This window comes from Pseudomonas sp. MWU16-30322, from assembly GCF_020515535.1.
Classification (GTDB): Bacteria; Pseudomonadota; Gammaproteobacteria; order Pseudomonadales; family Pseudomonadaceae; genus Aquipseudomonas; species Aquipseudomonas fluorescens_H.
The window spans coordinates 341,149-358,446 of record NZ_JAIWYL010000005.1; the positions used below are offsets into that span (position 1 = coordinate 341,149).

20 protein-coding genes are annotated in these 17,298 nt (G+C 61.8%); 7 read left to right on the plus strand and 13 right to left on the minus strand.

The genetic code is table 11. From position 1 onward, the window contains the following. Positions 1-71: 71 nt before the first annotated feature. The 5 genes from LCH64_RS12660 (at position 72) to LCH64_RS12680 (ending at position 5,824) form a co-directional block, all read left to right on the plus strand. Positions 72-1,346, plus strand: coding sequence for a glycerate kinase (locus LCH64_RS12660; RefSeq protein ID WP_226500425.1), 1,275 nt, complete (start codon positions 72-74; stop codon positions 1,344-1,346). Then, positions 1,343-2,758, plus strand: coding sequence for a pyruvate kinase (gene pyk / locus LCH64_RS12665; protein WP_003222958.1), 1,416 nt, complete (start codon positions 1,343-1,345; stop codon positions 2,756-2,758). The genes LCH64_RS12660 and pyk overlap by 4 nt, the downstream gene beginning before the upstream one ends. Before the next feature lie 200 nt (positions 2,759-2,958). Continuing rightward, on the plus strand, positions 2,959-3,873 hold the full coding sequence (locus LCH64_RS12670; RefSeq protein WP_226500426.1) for an urea transporter: 915 nt from the start codon (positions 2,959-2,961) through the stop codon (positions 3,871-3,873). Positions 3,874-3,895: 22 nt separating this feature from the next. Next, on the plus strand, positions 3,896-4,720 hold the full coding sequence (locus LCH64_RS12675; protein ID WP_003222956.1) for an ion transporter: 825 nt from the start codon (positions 3,896-3,898) through the stop codon (positions 4,718-4,720). A 105-nt stretch (positions 4,721-4,825) separates the two neighbouring features. Next, positions 4,826-5,824 carry a sulfate ABC transporter substrate-binding protein gene (locus LCH64_RS12680; RefSeq protein ID WP_003222955.1) on the plus strand — a complete coding sequence of 333 codons (999 nt, stop codon included), beginning with the start codon at positions 4,826-4,828 and terminating at the stop codon, positions 5,822-5,824. A gap of 101 nt (positions 5,825-5,925) precedes the next feature. On the opposite strand, the gene LCH64_RS12685 is transcribed toward LCH64_RS12680, so the two are convergent. After that, positions 5,926-6,546 carry a DUF5666 domain-containing protein gene (locus LCH64_RS12685; protein WP_003222954.1) on the minus strand — a complete coding sequence of 207 codons (621 nt, stop codon included), beginning with the start codon at positions 6,544-6,546 and terminating at the stop codon, positions 5,926-5,928. A 243-nt stretch (positions 6,547-6,789) separates the two neighbouring features. On the opposite strand from LCH64_RS12685, the gene LCH64_RS12690 reads away from it, so the two are divergent. Continuing rightward, entirely contained in the window at positions 6,790-7,977 is a 1,188-nt protein-coding gene (locus LCH64_RS12690; RefSeq protein ID WP_226500427.1) for an MFS transporter, read from the plus strand. Between the two features lie 54 nt (positions 7,978-8,031). Here LCH64_RS12690 and LCH64_RS12695 read toward each other — a convergent pair whose 3' ends face one another. Both LCH64_RS12695 and LCH64_RS12700 read right to left on the minus strand, forming a co-directional pair. Beyond that, complete coding sequence (locus LCH64_RS12695; RefSeq protein ID WP_003222952.1) at positions 8,032-8,436, minus strand: type II toxin-antitoxin system HicB family antitoxin; 405 nt, start codon at positions 8,434-8,436, stop codon at positions 8,032-8,034. Next, positions 8,436-8,648: a type II toxin-antitoxin system HicA family toxin gene (locus LCH64_RS12700; RefSeq protein WP_226500428.1), complete on the minus strand. Its 213-nt coding sequence runs from the start codon at positions 8,646-8,648 to the stop codon at positions 8,436-8,438. Before LCH64_RS12700 ends, LCH64_RS12695 begins: the two co-directional genes overlap by 1 nt. A gap of 267 nt (positions 8,649-8,915) precedes the next feature. Between LCH64_RS12700 and LCH64_RS12705 the strand changes: the two genes are divergently transcribed. Continuing rightward, entirely contained in the window at positions 8,916-9,803 is an 888-nt protein-coding gene (locus LCH64_RS12705; RefSeq protein ID WP_226500429.1) for a LysR family transcriptional regulator, read from the plus strand. A 107-nt stretch (positions 9,804-9,910) separates the two neighbouring features. On the opposite strand, the gene LCH64_RS12710 is transcribed toward LCH64_RS12705, so the two are convergent. From LCH64_RS12710 to ccmA, 10 genes are all read right to left on the minus strand, one after another. Then, positions 9,911-10,315 (minus strand): hypothetical protein, encoded by a 405-nt coding sequence (locus LCH64_RS12710; RefSeq protein WP_003222950.1) that lies wholly within the window; start codon positions 10,313-10,315, stop codon positions 9,911-9,913. A 28-nt stretch (positions 10,316-10,343) separates the two neighbouring features. After that, positions 10,344-11,546: a c-type cytochrome biogenesis protein CcmI gene (gene ccmI, locus LCH64_RS12715; protein ID WP_226500430.1), complete on the minus strand. Its 1,203-nt coding sequence runs from the start codon at positions 11,544-11,546 to the stop codon at positions 10,344-10,346. Further along, the gene (locus LCH64_RS12720) at positions 11,543-12,013 is read right to left on the minus strand and encodes a cytochrome c-type biogenesis protein (RefSeq protein WP_226500431.1); all 471 of its coding nucleotides are present in this window, start codon (positions 12,011-12,013) and stop codon (positions 11,543-11,545) included. Before LCH64_RS12720 ends, ccmI begins: the two co-directional genes overlap by 4 nt. Beyond that, a complete protein-coding gene (locus LCH64_RS12725; RefSeq protein WP_226500432.1) occupies positions 12,010-12,546 on the minus strand; it encodes a DsbE family thiol:disulfide interchange protein in 537 nt (178 codons plus the stop codon). Before LCH64_RS12725 ends, LCH64_RS12720 begins: the two co-directional genes overlap by 4 nt. Next, on the minus strand, positions 12,543-14,531 hold the full coding sequence (locus tag LCH64_RS12730; RefSeq protein WP_003222946.1) for a heme lyase CcmF/NrfE family subunit: 1,989 nt from the start codon (positions 14,529-14,531) through the stop codon (positions 12,543-12,545). Before LCH64_RS12730 ends, LCH64_RS12725 begins: the two co-directional genes overlap by 4 nt. 3 nt (positions 14,532-14,534) lie before the next feature. Next, a complete protein-coding gene (ccmE, locus tag LCH64_RS12735) occupies positions 14,535-14,990 on the minus strand; it encodes a cytochrome c maturation protein CcmE (RefSeq protein ID WP_003222945.1) in 456 nt (151 codons plus the stop codon). Further along, entirely contained in the window at positions 14,987-15,163 is a 177-nt protein-coding gene (gene ccmD, locus LCH64_RS12740) for a heme exporter protein CcmD (RefSeq protein ID WP_003222944.1), read from the minus strand. Before ccmD ends, ccmE begins: the two co-directional genes overlap by 4 nt. Beyond that, on the minus strand, positions 15,160-15,915 hold the full coding sequence (locus tag LCH64_RS12745) for a heme ABC transporter permease (protein ID WP_003222943.1): 756 nt from the start codon (positions 15,913-15,915) through the stop codon (positions 15,160-15,162). The genes ccmD and LCH64_RS12745 overlap by 4 nt, the downstream gene beginning before the upstream one ends. Positions 15,916-15,993: 78 nt before the next feature. Next, a complete protein-coding gene (ccmB, locus tag LCH64_RS12750) occupies positions 15,994-16,662 on the minus strand; it encodes a heme exporter protein CcmB (protein ID WP_003222942.1) in 669 nt (222 codons plus the stop codon). Continuing rightward, the gene (gene ccmA, locus LCH64_RS12755) at positions 16,659-17,294 is read right to left on the minus strand and encodes a cytochrome c biogenesis heme-transporting ATPase CcmA (protein WP_045122041.1); all 636 of its coding nucleotides are present in this window, start codon (positions 17,292-17,294) and stop codon (positions 16,659-16,661) included. The genes ccmB and ccmA overlap by 4 nt, the downstream gene beginning before the upstream one ends. Between the last annotated feature and the right edge of the window lie 4 nt (positions 17,295-17,298).

Sequence of the window (17,298 nt, forward strand, 5' to 3'; positions counted from 1 at the left end):
TCGCGAGCAAGCCCGCTCCCACAATGGACCCGAGTTGCCCTTTCGAATAACAAGAATTCCGGGAGCCCGCCATGTCGGTCGATCCGCAACAACTGCTGCGCGAGCTGTTTGCCACAGCCATCGACGCGGCCCATCCGAACCAAGTCCTCGAAGCCCATCTGCCTGCTGATCGCAGCGGTCGGGTGATCGTCATCGGTGCCGGCAAAGCCGCAGCTGCCATGGCGCAGGTGGTCGAGCGCCGCTGGCAGGGTGAAGTATCCGGTCTGGTGGTGACCCGATACGGTCACGGCGCTCCGTGCGAAAAAATCGAAGTGGTCGAAGCCGCGCATCCGGTACCGGACGCCGCCGGCCTGGCCGTGGCCAAACGCGTGCTGGAACTGGTCAGCAACCTGAGCGAAGACGACCGCGTGATCTTCCTGCTCTCCGGTGGCGGCTCTGCCCTGCTCGCCCTGCCGGCCGAAGGCATTACCCTGGCCGACAAGCAGTCGATCAACAAAGCCCTGCTCAAATCCGGCGCGACCATCGGCGAGATGAACTGCGTGCGCAAGCACCTCTCGGCGATCAAGGGTGGCCGCCTCGGCAAGGCCTGCTGGCCTGCCACTGTCTACACCTATGCGATTTCCGATGTGCCGGGCGACCTCGCCACGGTGATCGCTTCCGGCCCGACCGTGGCCGACCCGAGCACTTCTGCCGAAGCGCTGGCGATCCTCAAACGCTACGGCATTGAAGTCCCGGCCTCGGTGCGCAACTGGCTGCAAAGCCCGGAATCGGAAACCGTCAAACCCGGTGATCCGAGCCTGGCCCGCAGTCACTTCCAGTTGATCGCCCGCCCGCAGCAATCGCTGGATGCCGCGGCGGTGAAATGCCGTCAGGCCGGTTTCAGCACGCTGATCCTTGGCGACCTGGAAGGTGAGTCACGTGAAGTGGCGAAGGTCCACGCCGGCATCGCTCGGCAGATCATCAACCATGGTCAGCCGTTGGCGGCGCCGTGCGTGATTCTCTCCGGCGGCGAAACCACCGTCACCGTGCGCGGCAATGGCCGTGGCGGACGCAACGCCGAATTTCTCTTGAGCCTCACCGACAGCCTCAAGGGCCAGCCCGGCGTTTATGCACTGGCCGGTGACACCGACGGCATCGACGGCTCGGAAGACAACGCCGGCGCGATCATGACCCCGGACAGCTACGCCCGCGCCGCGGCTCTGGGCCTGAGCGCCAGCGACGAGCTGGATAACAACAACGGTTACGGCTACTTCGAGGCGCTCGATGCGCTGATCGTCACCGAGCCGACCCGCACCAACGTCAACGACTTCCGCGCCATTCTGATCCTTGAGAACTCTAAATCATGACGCCTGATAAAAAGGTCAAAATCCTCGCCACCCTCGGGCCTGCTGTCGACGGCATCGACGACATCCGTGAGCTGGTCGAGGCCGGGGTCAACATCTTCCGCCTGAACTTCAGCCACGGCGATCACGCCGACCACGCCCAGCGCTATCAGTGGATCCGCGAAGTCGAGCGCCAGCTCAACTATCCGCTGGGCATCCTGATGGATTTGCAGGGGCCGAAACTGCGCGTCGGCAAGTTCGCCGACGGCAAGGTGCAGCTGCATCGTGGTCAGGCGTTCCGCCTCGATCTGGACGCCACACCCGGCGATGAACGCCGAGTGAACCTGCCGCATCCGGAGATCATTGCCGCGCTCGAAGCCGGTATGGATCTGCTACTGGATGACGGCAAACTGCGCCTGCGCGTGGTCAGCAAATACTCCGACGCGATCGACACCACCGTGCTCAATGGCGGCGAACTGTCGGACCGCAAAGGCGTCAACGTACCGCAAGCGGTGCTCGACCTGAGCCCGCTGACCGCCAAGGATCGCCGCGACCTGAGCTTCGGTCTGGAGCTGGGTGTGGACTGGGTGGCGCTGTCGTTCGTGCAACGTCCGCAAGACATTCTCGAGGCCCGCGAACTGATCGGCGACAAGGCGTTCCTGATGGCGAAAATCGAGAAGCCGTCAGCGGTTGAACAACTGCGCGAAATCGCCGAACTGAGCGACGCGATCATGGTGGCTCGCGGTGACCTCGGCGTCGAAGTACCCGCCGAAAGCGTGCCGCAGATCCAGAAAAACATCATCACTACCTGCCGCGAGCTCGGCAAACCGGTGGTGGTGGCGACGCAGATGCTCGAATCGATGCGCTTCTCCCCGGCACCGACCCGTGCTGAAGTCACTGACGTGGCCAACGCTGTGGCTGAAGGCGCGGATGCGGTGATGCTCTCGGCCGAAACCGCGTCCGGCGAATACCCGCTGGAAGCGGTGCAGATGATGAGCAAAATCATCCGTCAGGTGGAGAACGGTCCGGACTATCAGACTCAACTCGACGTCAGCCGACCGAAAGCCGAGGCAACGGTGTCCGATGCCATCAGCTGCGCGATCCGCCGCATCAGCAACGTGCTGCCGGTAGCGGTGCTGGTCAACTACAGCGAGTCGGGCAGCTCAAGCCTGCGGGCGGCGCGGGAGCGGCCAAAAGCGCCGATCCTCAACCTGACGCCGAACCTGCAGACCGCGCGCCGCTTGAGCGTGGCGTGGGGTATTCACTCGGTGGTCAACGATCGCCTGCGTCAGGTCGATGAAGTGTGTTCGACCGCGCTGGAAATCGCTCAGGCGCAAGGAATGGCCGAGCGTGGCGATACGTTGCTGATCACTGCCGGGGTGCCGTTCGGGCAGCCGGGATCGACCAACTCACTGCGGATCGAAACGCTGATCTGACTAGCGACACAAAACCTGTGGCGAGGGAGCTTGCTCCCGCTCGGCTGCGCAGCAGTCGTCGCTTTTAGGGCATGACGGTTTTCACAGAAAAACCGCATTAACCCATTTTGGGGCCGCTTCGCGACCCAGCGGGAGCAAGCTCCCTCGCCACAGTTATTGGCAAGACCTTTTGATTTTCCAACTGCCCAGATTTTTTCAACATGCCTGCCAATCATTTCAACACCCACTGCCCCGACTGGGCCGAGGCTTTGCTCAACGGTTTCAGTCAAATATTCCTCCAGCGTCATCCGCTGTGCGGCCTGTTGTGCCTGCTGGCGATCCTGCTCACTGCGCCGGTGCTGTTTGCCGGTGCGTTGCTCGGTGCGGTCGCCGGGTTGCTTACCGCACAACGGCGTAACTATGCCAAGGCTGATCGTCAGGCCGGATTGTTCAGTTACAACGGCGTGCTGCTCGGCTTGTTGCTGAGCCTGTATTTCCCTTGGTCGCCAATGTTGCCGCCGCTGATCCTGGCGGCTGGCGGCCTCAGTGCGATGGTCACACAGCAATGGCTCAAACACGTGTACCGCAGTCGATCGATACCGGCTTATACCTCGCCGTTCGTGGCAATCAGCTGGATCCTGTTGCTGTTCGCCGAGCCGTCCGCGCCGACAGCGCAGATCGAGATGAACACGCTGAATTTGCTCGCCGCTGAGTTGCGTGGACTGGGTCAGGTGATGTTCCTTGATCATCCACTGGCCGGCGCATTGATCGCCATTGGCCTGTTGATCGCTGATCGCCGCGCCTTTTGCTGGGCATTGTTCGCGTCGGCCATCGGCCTGGCGTCGAGTCTGCTGCACCACGAAAGCAGCACCGCGCTACTCGGGCTGGGCAGCTACAACGCAGTACTCGCCGCCCTCGCCTTCAGTACGCAACGCCAGCAACCGTGGCTGCCGCTGCTGGGCATCGTCCTTGCGCTGCTGGTCACCCCGCTGTTCGCCGCCATTGGCCTGGCGACGCTGACCGCGCCGTTTATCCTTGCCTGCTGGCTGATCCGCGCTGGCGCGCAGATGCTCGGCAACAGCGCTGTCGAAAGCCCGTCTTGCGCTCATGGGGAGAATCAACCTAGGCTGCGCTGATTTTATGGCCAGGGCGACTTGCATGAACAACAACGACACGTGGCGCAATCGCCTGTACGTGATCATTTTCCAGACCGACACCGTGGCCGGGCGCCGTTTCGACAGCACCCTGCTGCTGATCATTCTGGCAAGCCTGGTGGTGGTGATCCTCGACAGCATCGATGAAGTCCACCAGAACTACGCCAACGTGCTGGCGTACATCGAATGGGGCTTCACCGTCATCTTCCTCAGCGAATACATCCTGCGTCTGTATTGCTCGCCCAAACCACTGCGCTACGCGTTCAGTTTTTACGGGCTGGTGGACTTGCTGGCGATCGTGCCCGGGATCCTCGCGCTGTATTACAGCGACGCGCAGTACCTGCTGATTATCCGGATCATCCGCATGCTGCGGATCTTCCGGGTGCTCAAGCTCGGCCCGTACCTGAAACAGGCCCACTACCTGCTCGACGCCCTGCGCGGCAGCAAGCAGAAAATCCTCGTGTTCCTGCTCAGCGTCTGCACGCTGGTCACAGTGTTCGGCACCTTGATGTACGTGGTCGAAGGTCCGGAACACGGCTTCACCAGCATTCCCAAAGGCATTTATTGGGCTATCGTGACGCTGACCACCGTGGGTTACGGCGACATCGTGCCCAGAACGGTGTTGGGCCAGATCATTTCGTCGCTGGTGATGATCACCGGTTACTCGATCATCGCCGTGCCGACCGGGATTTTCACCGCCGAACTGGCTACCGCCATGCGCGGGGGCCAGCAGCAACACGACTGCCCGGTGTGCTCGAAAAGCAGCCATGAACACGAAGCTTCGTTCTGCTCGCGGTGTGGCAATGCCCTGTTCAAGAAAATGGAATAAGCACAGAGCTTTTTAATCTTTAAGCGACTATGTCGCCCCGGCTATAGTCGCTGGCAAAACGGTATCACCCCCTACCGTCATCACCGACACAACAAGGAATGCGCAGTGAAAAAACTCTTTGGCGCCTCACTTCTCGCCGCTGGCCTGGCCCTGGGCAACATCGCTCAGGCGGCTCCGACTCTGCTGAACGTTTCCTACGACGTGATGCGCGATTTCTACAAGGACTACAACACTGCGTTCCAGAAACACTGGCAGGCTGAACACAACGAAAACATCACCGTGCAGATGTCCTTCGGCGGTTCGAGCAAGCAGGCGCGTTCGGTGATCGATGGCCTGCCGGCGGACGTCATCACCATGAACATGGCGACCGACATCAACGCCCTCGCCGACAACGGCAAACTGGTGCCGGAGAACTGGGTGACCCGCCTGCCGAACAACAGCGCGCCGTTCACCTCGGCCACTGTGTTCATCGTCCGGAAAGGCAACCCGAAAGCCTTGAAAGACTGGCCGGACCTGCTCAAGGACGGCGTGCAGGTGATCGTGCCGAACCCGAAAACTTCGGGCAACGGCCGCTACACCTACCTCTCGGCCTGGGGCTATGTGCTGAAAAACGGCGGTGACGAGAACAAGGCCAAGGAGTTCGTCGGCAAACTGTTCAAACAAGCGCCGGTGCTGGACACCGGTGGCCGCGCCGCGACCACCACGTTCATGACCAACCAGATCGGCGACGTGCTGGTGACCTTCGAGAACGAAGCCGAGATGATCGCCCGCGAGTTTGGCCGCGACCAGTTCGAAGTGATCTACCCAAGTGTCTCCGCCGAAGCCGAGCCACCCGTGTCGGTGGTCGACAAAGTGGTCGACAAGAAAGGCACCCGCGCCGCTGCCGATGAATACCTGAAGTACCTGTGGTCGCCGGAAGGCCAGGAAATCGCCGCTGCCAACTACCTGCGTCCACGGGACCCGGCAGTGCTCGCGAAGTACACCGACCGTTTCCCGAAAGTCGACTTCCTGTCGGTGGAGAAAACCTTCGGTGACTGGCGTTCGGTGCAAAAGACCCACTTCAATGATGGCGGAATCTTTGATCAGATTTATTCCGGCCAGTAAGGCTTAAGCGATAACGAAAAAGGCGACCTCAACAGGTCGCCTTTTTTGTGGGCATTGGAAATCACACAGTCCCCCCCCCTGTGGGATTGTTTGTCAGCCAGTTACATCGGCGGCGTGACGCCATCCTTGCCGGCGGAAATCGACTGCGCCGTCAACGTGCCGTCTGCGTCCTGTGTCACGAAGCTGACAATCTTCACCCCGACCTTGAGCAAGCTGCGATCCCCCGGCGTCAGGTTGACGATCGGCACGTCCTCCGGCACCAGGATCTTCTGCTGCCCGCCCTTGTAATTGACCGTCAGCACGCGGCCATTGCTGACCACCAGATCACCTACACTGCCATTGGTCATGCTGCTGCCCTTGGCCAGGTCGAATGGCCGATGGCCGTCGCCGCTGCCGGCCAGTTCCGGCGGGAACACATGCACTTCGAGCGCCTTCAGGGTTCCGTCCTCCTGGGGCATGGCGGCCGAGCCGATGTAGCTGCCGGGTTTGATGTCCTCGATATTGGCCAGGGTGACGGCGCGAATCCTGGTGTCCGGGTTCAACCGGATCACCACATTCTCGCCGCTGTTGACGTGGACTTTCAGCGAGTCGGCGCCGACCCCGGTGATCTCGCCGCGCACGCCGAGACGTGTACCCGGGGCATCGGCGGCCTGCACCGCAGTGGCACTGAGCAGGCCAAGCAAGGCAATCGTAGTCGTGTGACGCAGCAGCTGACGCAACATGGCAATCCTCCGTTGATGAACAGTAATAGCGCAGAAGTAAACATAAGCACGCTATCGAAGAACATGTAAGTGAATGTATCATCGACCCTCCCCGGCCGGACGCAAGGTTCGCCGATGGACGACACCCTGTTGGAAGCCAATCATTCCGCAACGGAATAACTGATATCGATCGAAGGCTTCTACCGCCGCTTCGGTACGTCCCTTAGCCTCACCGCATTCCCTTTCGCTGGATCGAGAAACCTTATGAACGCCACAACTCACGCAATGACCCGAGGCATGGTGCTGCTGTTCGCCTTCTGCTGCGGCGCCATCGTCGCCAACATCTACTACGCACAGCCAATCATCGGCCTGATCGCGCCAGACATCGGCCTCTCCGACACCATGGCCAGCTTCATCGTCTCGCTGACGCAGATCGGTTATGCGCTGGGCCTGTTCTTCCTGGTGCCGCTGGGCGACCTGCTGGAAAACCGTCGGTTGATGATCATCACTACGGTGGTGGCGATTGCCAGCCTGCTCGGCGCGGCGTTCACCAGTCAGCCCAACGTGTTCCTGCTGATCTCGTTGCTGGTGGGCTTCAGCTCGGTGTCGGTGCAGATCCTGATTCCGCTGGCTGCGCACCTGGCGCCGGAGGAATCCCGTGGCCGGGTGGTCGGCGGGATCATGGGTGGTTTGCTGCTGGGCATCCTGCTGGCGCGACCGGTGTCGAGTGTGGTGGCTGACCATTTCGGCTGGCGCGCGATGTTCATGATTGCTGCGGCGTTGATGGCAGCGATCAGCGTGGTGCTGGCACTGACCGTGCCCAAGCGCCAACCGGATCACAGCGCGTCCTACGGCCAGTTGCTCGGCTCACTGTGGACGCTGCTGCGCCAGCAACCGGTGCTGCGTCAGCGGGCGTTTTATCAAGGCTGCATGTTCGCCACCTTCAGTCTGTTCTGGACCGCGGTGCCGCTGGAACTGGCGCGCAACCATGGCCTGTCGCAAAGCGAAATCGCGATCTTCGCCCTGGTCGGCGCCATCGGTGCCATCGCCGCGCCGATCAGTGGACGCCTGGCTGACGCCGGCCACACCCGCATCGCTTCGCTGCTGGCCATGCTGTTCGCCAGCCTGAGCTTCCTGCCCGCCTTCATCCACCCGGCCTACAGCGTGATCGGCCTGGCCGTGACCGGCGTGGTACTGGATTTCTGCGTACAGATGAACATGGTCCTCGGCCAGCGCGCGGTGTACTCACTCGATGCCAAAAGCCGCGGTCGCCTGAACGCTTTGTACATGACCAGCATCTTCATCGGCGGCGCCTTCGGCTCGTCGGTGGCCAGTGCGGTGTATGAGCACGGTGGCTGGTTGTGGATCGTGATTGTCGGTAGCGCGTTCCCGCTGCTGGCGCTGGTACGGTTTCTGAGTGCGTCGCAGCGTGGTTCTTTGGCAACGGCGTAAGCATCCAGGCTCGCTCCCACAGGTTGCTCAATGGGCCTGAGGGAGCGATGACGCTTAATAGCGAACCAGTTTCTCCATCGCCGCATCCGCCAGAAACGAAGAGCGGCTTTTGACATTGTGTTCACGCACATAACGATCGATGCGCTGGATCACATAACCTGGCAACGTCACGTTGACCTTCTCGGTCTTGCCCATGTACGGCGAGATATCCAGCTCGAGCATCCCCCAGCCCATATCGGCAAACTCCGGATTATTGCGATGGGCCGCTGCCGATGTCGGCATGGGAATCGATTCCCCGTCCGCCGCTATCTCCTGCAGCATGATGTGAGCAATTTCAACGGCTGCGTTGTAGGCGTCCTCGAAGGTATCCCCAGCCGTGACGGCGCCGGGAATGTCAGGTATCTGAATACCGATGGCGGTGTTGTCGTCACCCCATTCGATGCAGATCGGATATTGCATTATGGATCTCCCTTGTTGCTGGCTGGCGGGTGGTGCAACCCGGCACGCCCCCTGATGCTTTTGACCGTCCCCAACGGTAAATCCTTTTTCGGGTGGGGAACGGGAATGGTGTAAGGGTTGTAACGGTGAGTGAAGATGTGATGACTGCCGGTGACTCGATCCAGCGTCCAGCCTGCCTCCTCCAGCTCCTTGATCAATAGCCTGCTTTGCACCTACCGCCTCCTTGCTCCGGCCGAATAAAAGTAACTCTAGAGTTATCTTTACTCAAGCACATAAATCTGCAGAACGACGTTCGGTTGTTTTACAGCATGTGATTGAATGGACGCGGATTACACTCAGCACCCTATTCCCTGTGGGAGCGGGCTTGCTCGCGAAGGCGTCGGATCAGCCAATACCTGTGCTGAATGTCAGACCGCTTTCGCGAGCAAGCCCGCTCCCACAAGGGGACTACGACAACTTTCAGATTTGCAGGAAGACTGATGGACCGCCTCGCCGCCATGGAAACCTTCGTCTACGTGGTCGAAACCGGCTCGTTTTCCGCCGCCGCCCGACGCCTGAATATCGGCCAGCCCGCTGTGTCGAAAACCATCGCTCAACTGGAAAAACGCTTGGCGGTCAGCCTGTTGCTGCGCTCGACCCGCGGCCTGACGCCGACCGAAGCCGGACTGGCGTTTTTCGAACGGGCCAGACGCGCCATCGACGAAGCCAACGAAGCCGATAACGCCGCCCGTGGCAGCGCCAGCGGTTTAAGCGGCAACCTGCGCATCAGCGCTGCGGTGACTTTCGGTCGCCTGCACGTCGTGCCGCACCTGGGGCCGTTTCTCGAGCAGCATCCGCAATTGAACATCGACCTGATGCTCGATGATCGCAACATCAATCTGGTCGAAGAAGGCATCGACGTCGCCCTGCGCATGGGCCCGCTCAGCGACTCCAGCCTCACCGCCCGCAAGATCGCCGACTGCCGCCGCGTGGTGCTCGGCACCCCGGCTTACTTCGCCCGTCACGGCGAGCCGAGCTGCCCTGCCGATTTGAATCAGCACCAAGGCATCGTCTACAACCTCAGCGGCGGTGCCACCTGGACCTTCACCCAAGGCAGCGAACAGCAAACGCAAAACCTGACCGGCCGCCTGCGTGTCAGCGCCGCCGAAGGCTTGCGCGCAGCCGTGCTGGCCGATCAGGGCCTGGCCATCGCCTCGCAATGGATGTTCGCCCCGGAGCTGGCGAGCGGAGCGGTCAGGGCGGTGATGAGCAATTGGGGATTGCCGGATCAGGACCTGTGGGCAGTGTTTCCCACGGGGCGGATGGTCAGTGCGAAGGCGCGGGCGTTTGTGGATTATATGCAGGGGTTGTTGACCAGCGAATTGTGAAAAACAGCGAAATCAAAAGATCGCAGATCTTCGCCAGCTCCTACAGGGTCATCCATACTGCCGGACAACATATAAAAAACGGCGATCCAGAGATCGCCGTTTTTTCATCACTGCCCGAACTGTTTGCCCAACCCCGGCGGCACGCCGTGGATATCGGTGTCTTCCCAGGGGCCGTTGGGGCTGATCGAGCGGCTCCAGCCGTTGTTCCAGCGGAAGTAGGTGCGCTGGCGGTAGAAGGTGTTGGGCTGATCGTCGAGGACATAGACCCCGAGTTGCTGATCCCAGTGGCTGTTGCCGCCCGGTGGCGGGGCGAAGCTGGCCGAGGTGCGTGGGACTGGCTTGGACGGTTTGGCCGGGATGCTTTTGCCCGGGGTCGGCGAGGTCGACGGGGTCGGGCTTGGTTGCGACGGCGGGATCGGCGGCAGGCTGGTGGTCGGTTCCGGTCGGTGCACCGCACAGGCGCTCATGCCCAGGGCCATTGTGATGACTGCGATTCGGGCGAGACTGTGCATGGCGGTGCTTTCCTGTGGGTGCCGGTGGTTATTGGTCCGGGCTGTCGATGGTCAGTGTTTGCGGCGCGGTGGTGCTGCTGGCCAGCGGGCCGCTGCGACCTACCCACTCCCCGGCGGTCGGTTGACCGGCTCGGGAAATGCGCGCAACCAGTTGGACTTCAGGAAAGTTCGACAGTTTCAACTGCGGCATCATCGCGTCGGCATCGCCCAGTTCGACAGTCACCGGCAGATCGGCCACGGTCAGACGCTTGGCCGCCAGCGGTGCCGGTGGGCCGGAAACGGCGCGGGCGAAGATGAACACGCTGTCGCCCGGTTGCACCTTGCCTTTGAGTTCGCTGGCCAGATCAACACGCACCTTGAGCAGTGCGGCAACCTTGGCGACCGGCGTGGCGGCGACTTTACCGCCGCTGGCTTGCAGGCGCTCGGTGGCGCGCTCGATCCCGCCTTGCAGCGCGGCGCGGGAGTTGTCGTCCGCCGGCAGTTGCGCCAGCAGGCGGTTCCAGTAGTCGATTGCCTGCTGATAACGCTCACCCTCGAACGCGGCGATGCCGAGTAGGCCGAGGCTGGTGACTTCTTTCGGATCGGCTTTCAGCGCTTCGTCGGTTAAAGCCTGGATCTTGTCCGACCACTTCTTGCCGTCAGCAAAGTATTGCGCCTGCGCCCACTGGCCGAGCAGTTCCGGCTGGCGACCGGCCAGGTTGGCGGCGCGCTCGAACATCTTCGCCGCATCCGCCGGACGATCCTGGGCCATGTAGGTGCGCCCGAGGAAGTACAGGCCTTCCGCCGAATCCGGTTGCGCCGCAACAGCACGCTCCAGACGCCGGGTCATCTCTTCCATCGACTGCGGTGCCTGGGCGAATTCGCGGGTCAGTTCGACTTTGTCGGCAGCACCGAAATGCAGATACAGCCCCAGCCCCAATACCGGCACCAGCACCGCTGCCAGCAGCGGCAACGGCTTGCCCAGTTTCGACACACGCGGTGCGGCAACGCCTTCGGTATCGGCGAGCAGCTCACGCGCCGCTTCGGCACGGCCGCTGTCCATTTGCGCCGCATCGAGTACGCCTTCAGCCTGCTGCGCTTGCAGCTCGGCAACACGTTCCTGATACAACGCCACGTTCAAGGCAGTTCGATCCTCTTCACGCTGGGCGCGACGGCCACGCAAAACCGGAATCAGCAGAAAACTCAGGGCGACCAGAAGCAACAGCCCTGCGGCAAGCCAGAAATCAATCATTCTTGGTTTTTATCCAACAGTTGGTCGAGGCGCTGACGCTCTTCGGTGGACAGCGATGGCGGGGTCTCGGTGCGCTGTGCGCGGCGTCGGCGAACGATCACTGCGATCACCACCAGACCGCCGAGCAACAGGCCGGCCGGGCCGAACCACAGCAGTGCAGTCTTGGCATTGAGCGCCGGTTTGTAACGGACGAAATCACCGTAGCGATCGACCATGAAATCGATGATCTGCTGATTGTCCTTGCCCTCGCCGAGCATGCGGAAAATCTCTTTGCGCAGGTCGGCGGCAATCGGCGCGTTGGAGTCGGCGATGTCCTGGTTCTGGCACTTGGGGCAGCGCAGTTCCTTGGTCAGTTCACGGAAACGCTCGCGATCGCCTTCCTTGGCGAACTCGTAGGTGTCGATCGCGGCATGCGCCACACCGGCCAGACTCAGGCCCAAGACCACGGCAGCGATAAAGCGCTTCATGGCTTGGCCTCATCGACCAGCGCCTGATACTTGGCCGCGAGTTTTTCGCGCCAGACCTGCTCGTCGATCACCCCGACGTACTTGTCGCGGATGATGCCCTTGGCGTCGATGAAGAAGGTTTCCGGCGCGCCGTACACGCCGAGGTTCAGGCCCAGCGAGCCTTCGTCGTCACGGATATCCAGCAGGTACGGGTTGTGGAATTCGGCCAGCCACTTCAACGCGTCGACGTTGGTGTCCTTGTAGTTGATGCCGTAGATCACCACACCGCGCTCGGCCAGTTTGTTCAGCACCGGGTGCTCGACCCGGCAGGAAATGCACCAGGTGCCCCAGACGTTGACCAGCGCCGGTTTGCCGAGAATGTCAGCCTTGGTCAGGGTCTTGTCGCCCTGCACGTTCGGCAGGCTGAATTCCGGGAATGGCTTGTTGATCATCGCCGACGGCAGCTCCGCCGGATCGAGGTACAGACCGCGATACAGAAACACCGCCACCAGCAGGAAAATCGCCAGGGGTACCAGCATCAACCAACGTCTCATGCAGCCGCTCCTTGCAGGCCGAGGGCTTCACGCACCTTGGCTTTGACCTTGACTCGATAACGCCGATCCAGCGCCGCCAGCAATCCGCCCAGACCGGTCAGCAGACCGCCGAACCAGATCCAGCGCACGAACGGTTTGACGTGAACCCGTACCGCCCACGCGCCGTTTTCCAGCGGCTCGCCCAGTGCAACGTAGAGATCGCGAGTGAAACCGGCGTCGATCCCGGCCTCGGTCATCATCGAACTCTGCACGGTGTACAGGCGTTTTTCCGGGTGCAGCACGCTGACTTCCTTGCCGTCGCGGATCACCCGGATGGTGCCCTTGTCGGAGGTGAAGTTCGGCCCTTCGAAGTGCTTGGCGCCTTCGAAGATGAAGTGATAACCGGCCAAATCCATCGACTCGCCCGGCGCCAGACGCAGGTCGCGTTCGGCACTGTTCTGACTCGACAGCACCACACCGAGGGCGCATACGGCGATGCCGAGGTGAGCGATCTGCATGCCCCAGTAGCTGCGGGTCAGGGTAGGCAGGCCTTTGATCAGGCCCTTGTGGCGAGTCTTGTCGAAGATGTCGCGCACACCGGCGAGCAACACCCACGCGGCGAGCAGGAACGTCGCGATCACCGCCCAGTTGAAATCGCCGTAAGCGATACCGGCCACCACCGCCAATGCGACGCTGCCGAGCAGCACCGGGGTCAGCATGTTCGCCAGCCACTTCACCGGGGTGTCCTTCCAGCGGACGATCACGCCGACCGCCATCACCAGCATCAGCAACGCCATCAGCGGGATGAACAGCGCGTTGAAGTACGGCGGACCGACCGACAGTTTGGCGCCGCTCAAGGCATCGAGAATCAGCGGATAGAGTGTGCCGAGCAGAATCATCGACGCCGCCACCACCAGCACCAGGTTGTTGCCCAGCAGCAGGGTTTCCCGCGACCACAGATTGAAGCCGACCTGGCTCTTGACCACGGGTGCGCGCAACGCAAACAGCGTCAGCGAACCGCCGACCACAAACAGCAGGAAGATCAGGATGAACACACCGCGTTCAGGATCGGAGGCAAACGCGTGCACCGAAGTCAGCACGCCGGAACGCACGAGGAACGTGCCAAGCAGGCTCAGCGAGAACGCGGCAATCGCCAGCAACACCGTCCAGCTCTTGAACACGCCACGTTTTTCCGTGACCGCCAGCGAGTGAATCAACGCGGTGCCGACCAGCCATGGCATGAACGAGGCGTTTTCCACCGGGTCCCAGAACCACCAGCCGCCCCAGCCGAGTTCGTAGTAAGCCCACCACGAACCGAGGGTGATGCCGATGCCGAGGAAGGCCCAGGCGACAATCGTCCACGGCCGCGACCAGCGTGCCCACGCGGCGTCGAGACGCCCACCGAGCAGTGCAGCGATGGCGAAGGCGAACGCCACCGAGAAGCCGACGTAACCCATGTAGAGCATCGGCGGATGCACAATCAGGCCGATGTCCTGTAGCAGCGGATTGAGGTCACGACCATCCGCCGGAATCTGCGGCAGAATCCGCGAGAACGGGTTGGAGGTGAGGATCAGAAACAACAGGAAACCGGTGCTGATCATGCCCATCACCGCCAGCACCCGGGCGAGCATGACTTGCGGCAACTGCCGGGAGAACACCGACACGGCGAAGGTCCAGCCACCGAGGATCAACGCCCACAGCAACAGCGAACCTTCGTGGGCGCCCCATACCGCGCTGAACTTGTAGTACCACGGCAAGGCGCTGTTGGAGTTCATCGCCACGTAGGCAACCGAGAAATCGTCGGTCATGAACGCGTAAGTCAGCGCGCCAAAGGCAAACACCAGGAACGCGAACTGGCCCCACGCTGCCGGCTGGGCCAGGCTCATCCACAGACGGTCGCCACGCCAGGCACCGAGCAACGGCACCACGGCCTGCACCAGCGCGAAACACAGCGCCAGAATCATCGCCAGGTGACCGAGTTCAGGAATAAACAGTGCAGAAGTCATCGATCAACCCTCCTTCGCTTGGGTCGGTGCCGATTGACCACTGTCTTTCAACGCTTTGGTCACTTCCGGCGGCATGTACTTCTCGTCGTGCTTGGCCAGCACTTCATCGGCCACCACTACGCCGTCCGCGTTGAGTTTGCCCAGGGCGACGATGCCCTGCCCTTCGCGGAACAGATCCGGGAGGATGCCGCGGTAGGTGATGGTCACGGATTTGTTGAAGTCGGTCACGATGAACTTGACGTCCAGCGAGTCCGGCGAGCGTTGCAGCGAACCCTTCTCGACCATGCCGCCGGCGCGGATGCGCGTGTCGTGCGGGGCTTCGCCGTTGGCGATCTGGGTTGGCGTGTAAAACAGGTTGATGTTTTCCTGCAGGGCGCTGAGAGCCAGGCCGACGGCAGCGCCGACCCCGACCAGAATCGCCAGAATGATGATCAGACGTTTTTTGCGCAGCGGATTCACTTGCCGTTCTCCCGGCGCAGACGACGCGCCTCTTGTTGCAGATAGCGCTTGCGGGCCGCAATCGGTGCGACCACGTTGAGGATCAGCACCGCCAGACAGATGCCGTAGGCCGACCAGACGTACAGGCCGTGATGGCCCATGGCGAGGAAGTCGCCGAATGAAGCGAAACTCATCGCGCAGCCTCCAGACTGTTCTGCACTTCTTCTTTCACCCAACTGGCGCGGGCTTCGCGCTTGAGCACTTCAAGGCGCATACGCAGCAACAGCACCGCACCGAAGAAGCAATAGAACCCCAGCACCGTCAGCAGCAGCGGCAGCCACATTTCGGCGGGCATCGCAGGTTTCTCAGTGAGGGTGAAGGTCGCGCCCTGGTGCAGGGTGTTCCACCACTCCACCGAGTATTTGATGATCGGAATGTTGATCACCCCGACGATCGCCAGCACCGCGCAGGCCTTGGCGGCGCTGTCGCGGTTGCTGATGGCGTTGCCCAGGGCAATCACCCCGAAATACAGGAACAGCAGAATCAGCATCGACGTCAGCCGCGCATCCCAGACCCACCACGAACCCCAGGTCGGCTTGCCCCAGATCGCCCCGGTGACCAGCGCCACCGCAGTCATCCATGCGCCGATCGGCGCGGCGCATTGCAGCGCGACGTCAGCCAGTTTCATCTTCCACACCAGCCCGACCACACCGCACACCGCCAGCATCACGTAGATCGACTGCGCGAGCATCGCCGCAGGCACGTGGATGTAGATGATGCGGAAGCTGTTGCCCTGCTGATAATCCGGCGGCGCGAAGGCCAGGCCCCAGACGACGCCAACGCTGATCAACAGCAACGCGGCAATGCTCAGCCACGGCAGAAACCGGCTGCTGATGCCGTAGAACCACTTGGGCGAGCCGAGCTTGTGAAACCAGGTCCAGTTCATACTGTTTCCATCACGGGTGCCGCTCATCGGTGTGAGCGGTCTCAGGGTCTTTGCTGGTTAAATTTTAACCAGACCTCATTATTCGCCGACGCTGATCTTCAGGCCAGCAGCTATTGCAAAAGGTGTCAGGGTGATCGCCAGGGCGGTCAGGCTACCCAGCCACAGCAGATACCCGGTCGCCGGCATGCCTTGCAAGGCGGCCTGCAAGGCGCCACTGCCCAGGATCAACACCGGGATGTACAACGGCAGAATCAGCAGCGCCAGCAACAGGCCACCGCGTTTCAAACCGACCGTCAGCGCCGCGCCCACCGCGCCGAGCAAGCTCAACACCGGTGTACCCAGCAGCAACGACAACAGCAACACCGGCAGGCAGGCGACCGGCAAACCGAGCATCAACGCCAGCAACGGCGAGAGCAGAACCAGTGCCAGTCCCGAGAACAACCAGTGTGCCAGCACCTTGGCCAGCACCAATAGGGGCAGCGGATGCGGCGAAAGGACCCACTGTTCCAGGGAGCCATCTTCGAAATCACTGCGAAACAGTCCGTCCAGCGAGAGCAGGACCGACAACAGCGCGGCCACCCAGACTAACCCCGGGGACAGGTTTTGCAAGACTTGAGTTTCCGGGCCGACGGCCAGCGGGAACAAAGCGATGACAATGGCGAAGAAAATCAGCGGATTGGCCAGTTCCGCCGGGCGACGAAACAGCAGACGGGACTCACGGGCAACCAGCAGGCCGAACACACTCATACTGCCCAGTTCCCCAGATCGATATCACGATAACCGGCCGGCATCCGGCTCAGTGTGTGGTGCGTGGTCAACACCACCAGACCGCCGCGTTCACAGTGCCCGGCCAAGTGTTCTTCAAGTTGCGCCACCCCCTGTTTGTCGAGCGCGGTGAATGGCTCGTCGAGAATCCACAGCGGCGGGCTGTCCAGATACAACCGCGCCAGTGCCACGCGGCGTTGCTGACCGGCAGACAGGGTGTGGCAGGGAACATCTTCGAAACCGCGCAATCCTACGGCAGCCAATGCCTGCCAGATCGCCTCGCGTTCGGCCGGCCGATGCAGGGCGCAGAGCCAGGACAGGTTCTCTTCGGGGGTCAGCAGGTCCTTGATTCCGGCGGCGTGACCGATCCACAACAGGTTGCGCGCCAGTTCGCTCGGCTGTGCGGTCAAGGGCTGGCCGTTGAGCAGCACCTGACCGCTGGTCGGCTGCATCAACCCGGACAACAGGCGCAGCAGACTGGTCTTGCCGCTGCCGTTGGGGCCGCTGATCTGCACCATATCGCCACTGGCCAGTCTCAATTCGAGATTTTCGAAGAGCAGCCGCAGGTCTCGCTCACAGGCAAGGGCAACGGTTTGCAGGACAGGACTGGTCAAGGGA

Bases quoted from the DNA above. Each gene is read 5' to 3' on its own strand.
- LCH64_RS12675 (WP_003222956.1), top strand. From the start codon at position 3,896: ATGAACAACAACGACACGTGGCGCAATCGCCTGTACGTGATCATTTTC.
- LCH64_RS12705 (WP_226500429.1), top strand. From the start codon at position 8,916: ATGGACCGCCTCGCCGCCATGGAAACCTTCGTCTACGTGGTCGAAACC.
- LCH64_RS12685 (WP_003222954.1), bottom strand. From the start codon at position 6,546: ATGTTGCGTCAGCTGCTGCGTCACACGACTACGATTGCCTTGCTTGGC.
- LCH64_RS12710 (WP_003222950.1), bottom strand. From the start codon at position 10,315: ATGCACAGTCTCGCCCGAATCGCAGTCATCACAATGGCCCTGGGCATG.
- LCH64_RS12730 (WP_003222946.1), bottom strand. From the start codon at position 14,531: ATGACTTCTGCACTGTTTATTCCTGAACTCGGTCACCTGGCGATGATT.
- ccmD (WP_003222944.1), bottom strand. From the start codon at position 15,163: ATGAGTTTCGCTTCATTCGGCGACTTCCTCGCCATGGGCCATCACGGC.
- LCH64_RS12745 (WP_003222943.1), bottom strand. From the start codon at position 15,915: ATGAACTGGACCTGGTTTCACAAGCTCGGCTCGCCCAAGTGGTTCTAC.
- LCH64_RS12720 (WP_226500431.1), bottom strand. From the start codon at position 12,013: ATGAAGCGCTTTATCGCTGCCGTGGTCTTGGGCCTGAGTCTGGCCGGT.
- LCH64_RS12725 (WP_226500432.1), bottom strand. From the start codon at position 12,546: ATGAGACGTTGGTTGATGCTGGTACCCCTGGCGATTTTCCTGCTGGTG.
- LCH64_RS12670 (WP_226500426.1), top strand. From the start codon at position 2,959: ATGCCTGCCAATCATTTCAACACCCACTGCCCCGACTGGGCCGAGGCT.
- ccmI (WP_226500430.1), bottom strand. From the start codon at position 11,546: ATGATTGATTTCTGGCTTGCCGCAGGGCTGTTGCTTCTGGTCGCCCTG.
- ccmB (WP_003222942.1), bottom strand. From the start codon at position 16,662: ATGAGTGTGTTCGGCCTGCTGGTTGCCCGTGAGTCCCGTCTGCTGTTT.
- LCH64_RS12690 (WP_226500427.1), top strand. From the start codon at position 6,790: ATGAACGCCACAACTCACGCAATGACCCGAGGCATGGTGCTGCTGTTC.
- LCH64_RS12695 (WP_003222952.1), bottom strand. From the start codon at position 8,436: ATGCAATATCCGATCTGCATCGAATGGGGTGACGACAACACCGCCATC.
- pyk (WP_003222958.1), top strand. From the start codon at position 1,343: ATGACGCCTGATAAAAAGGTCAAAATCCTCGCCACCCTCGGGCCTGCT.
- LCH64_RS12660 (WP_226500425.1), top strand. From the start codon at position 72: ATGTCGGTCGATCCGCAACAACTGCTGCGCGAGCTGTTTGCCACAGCC.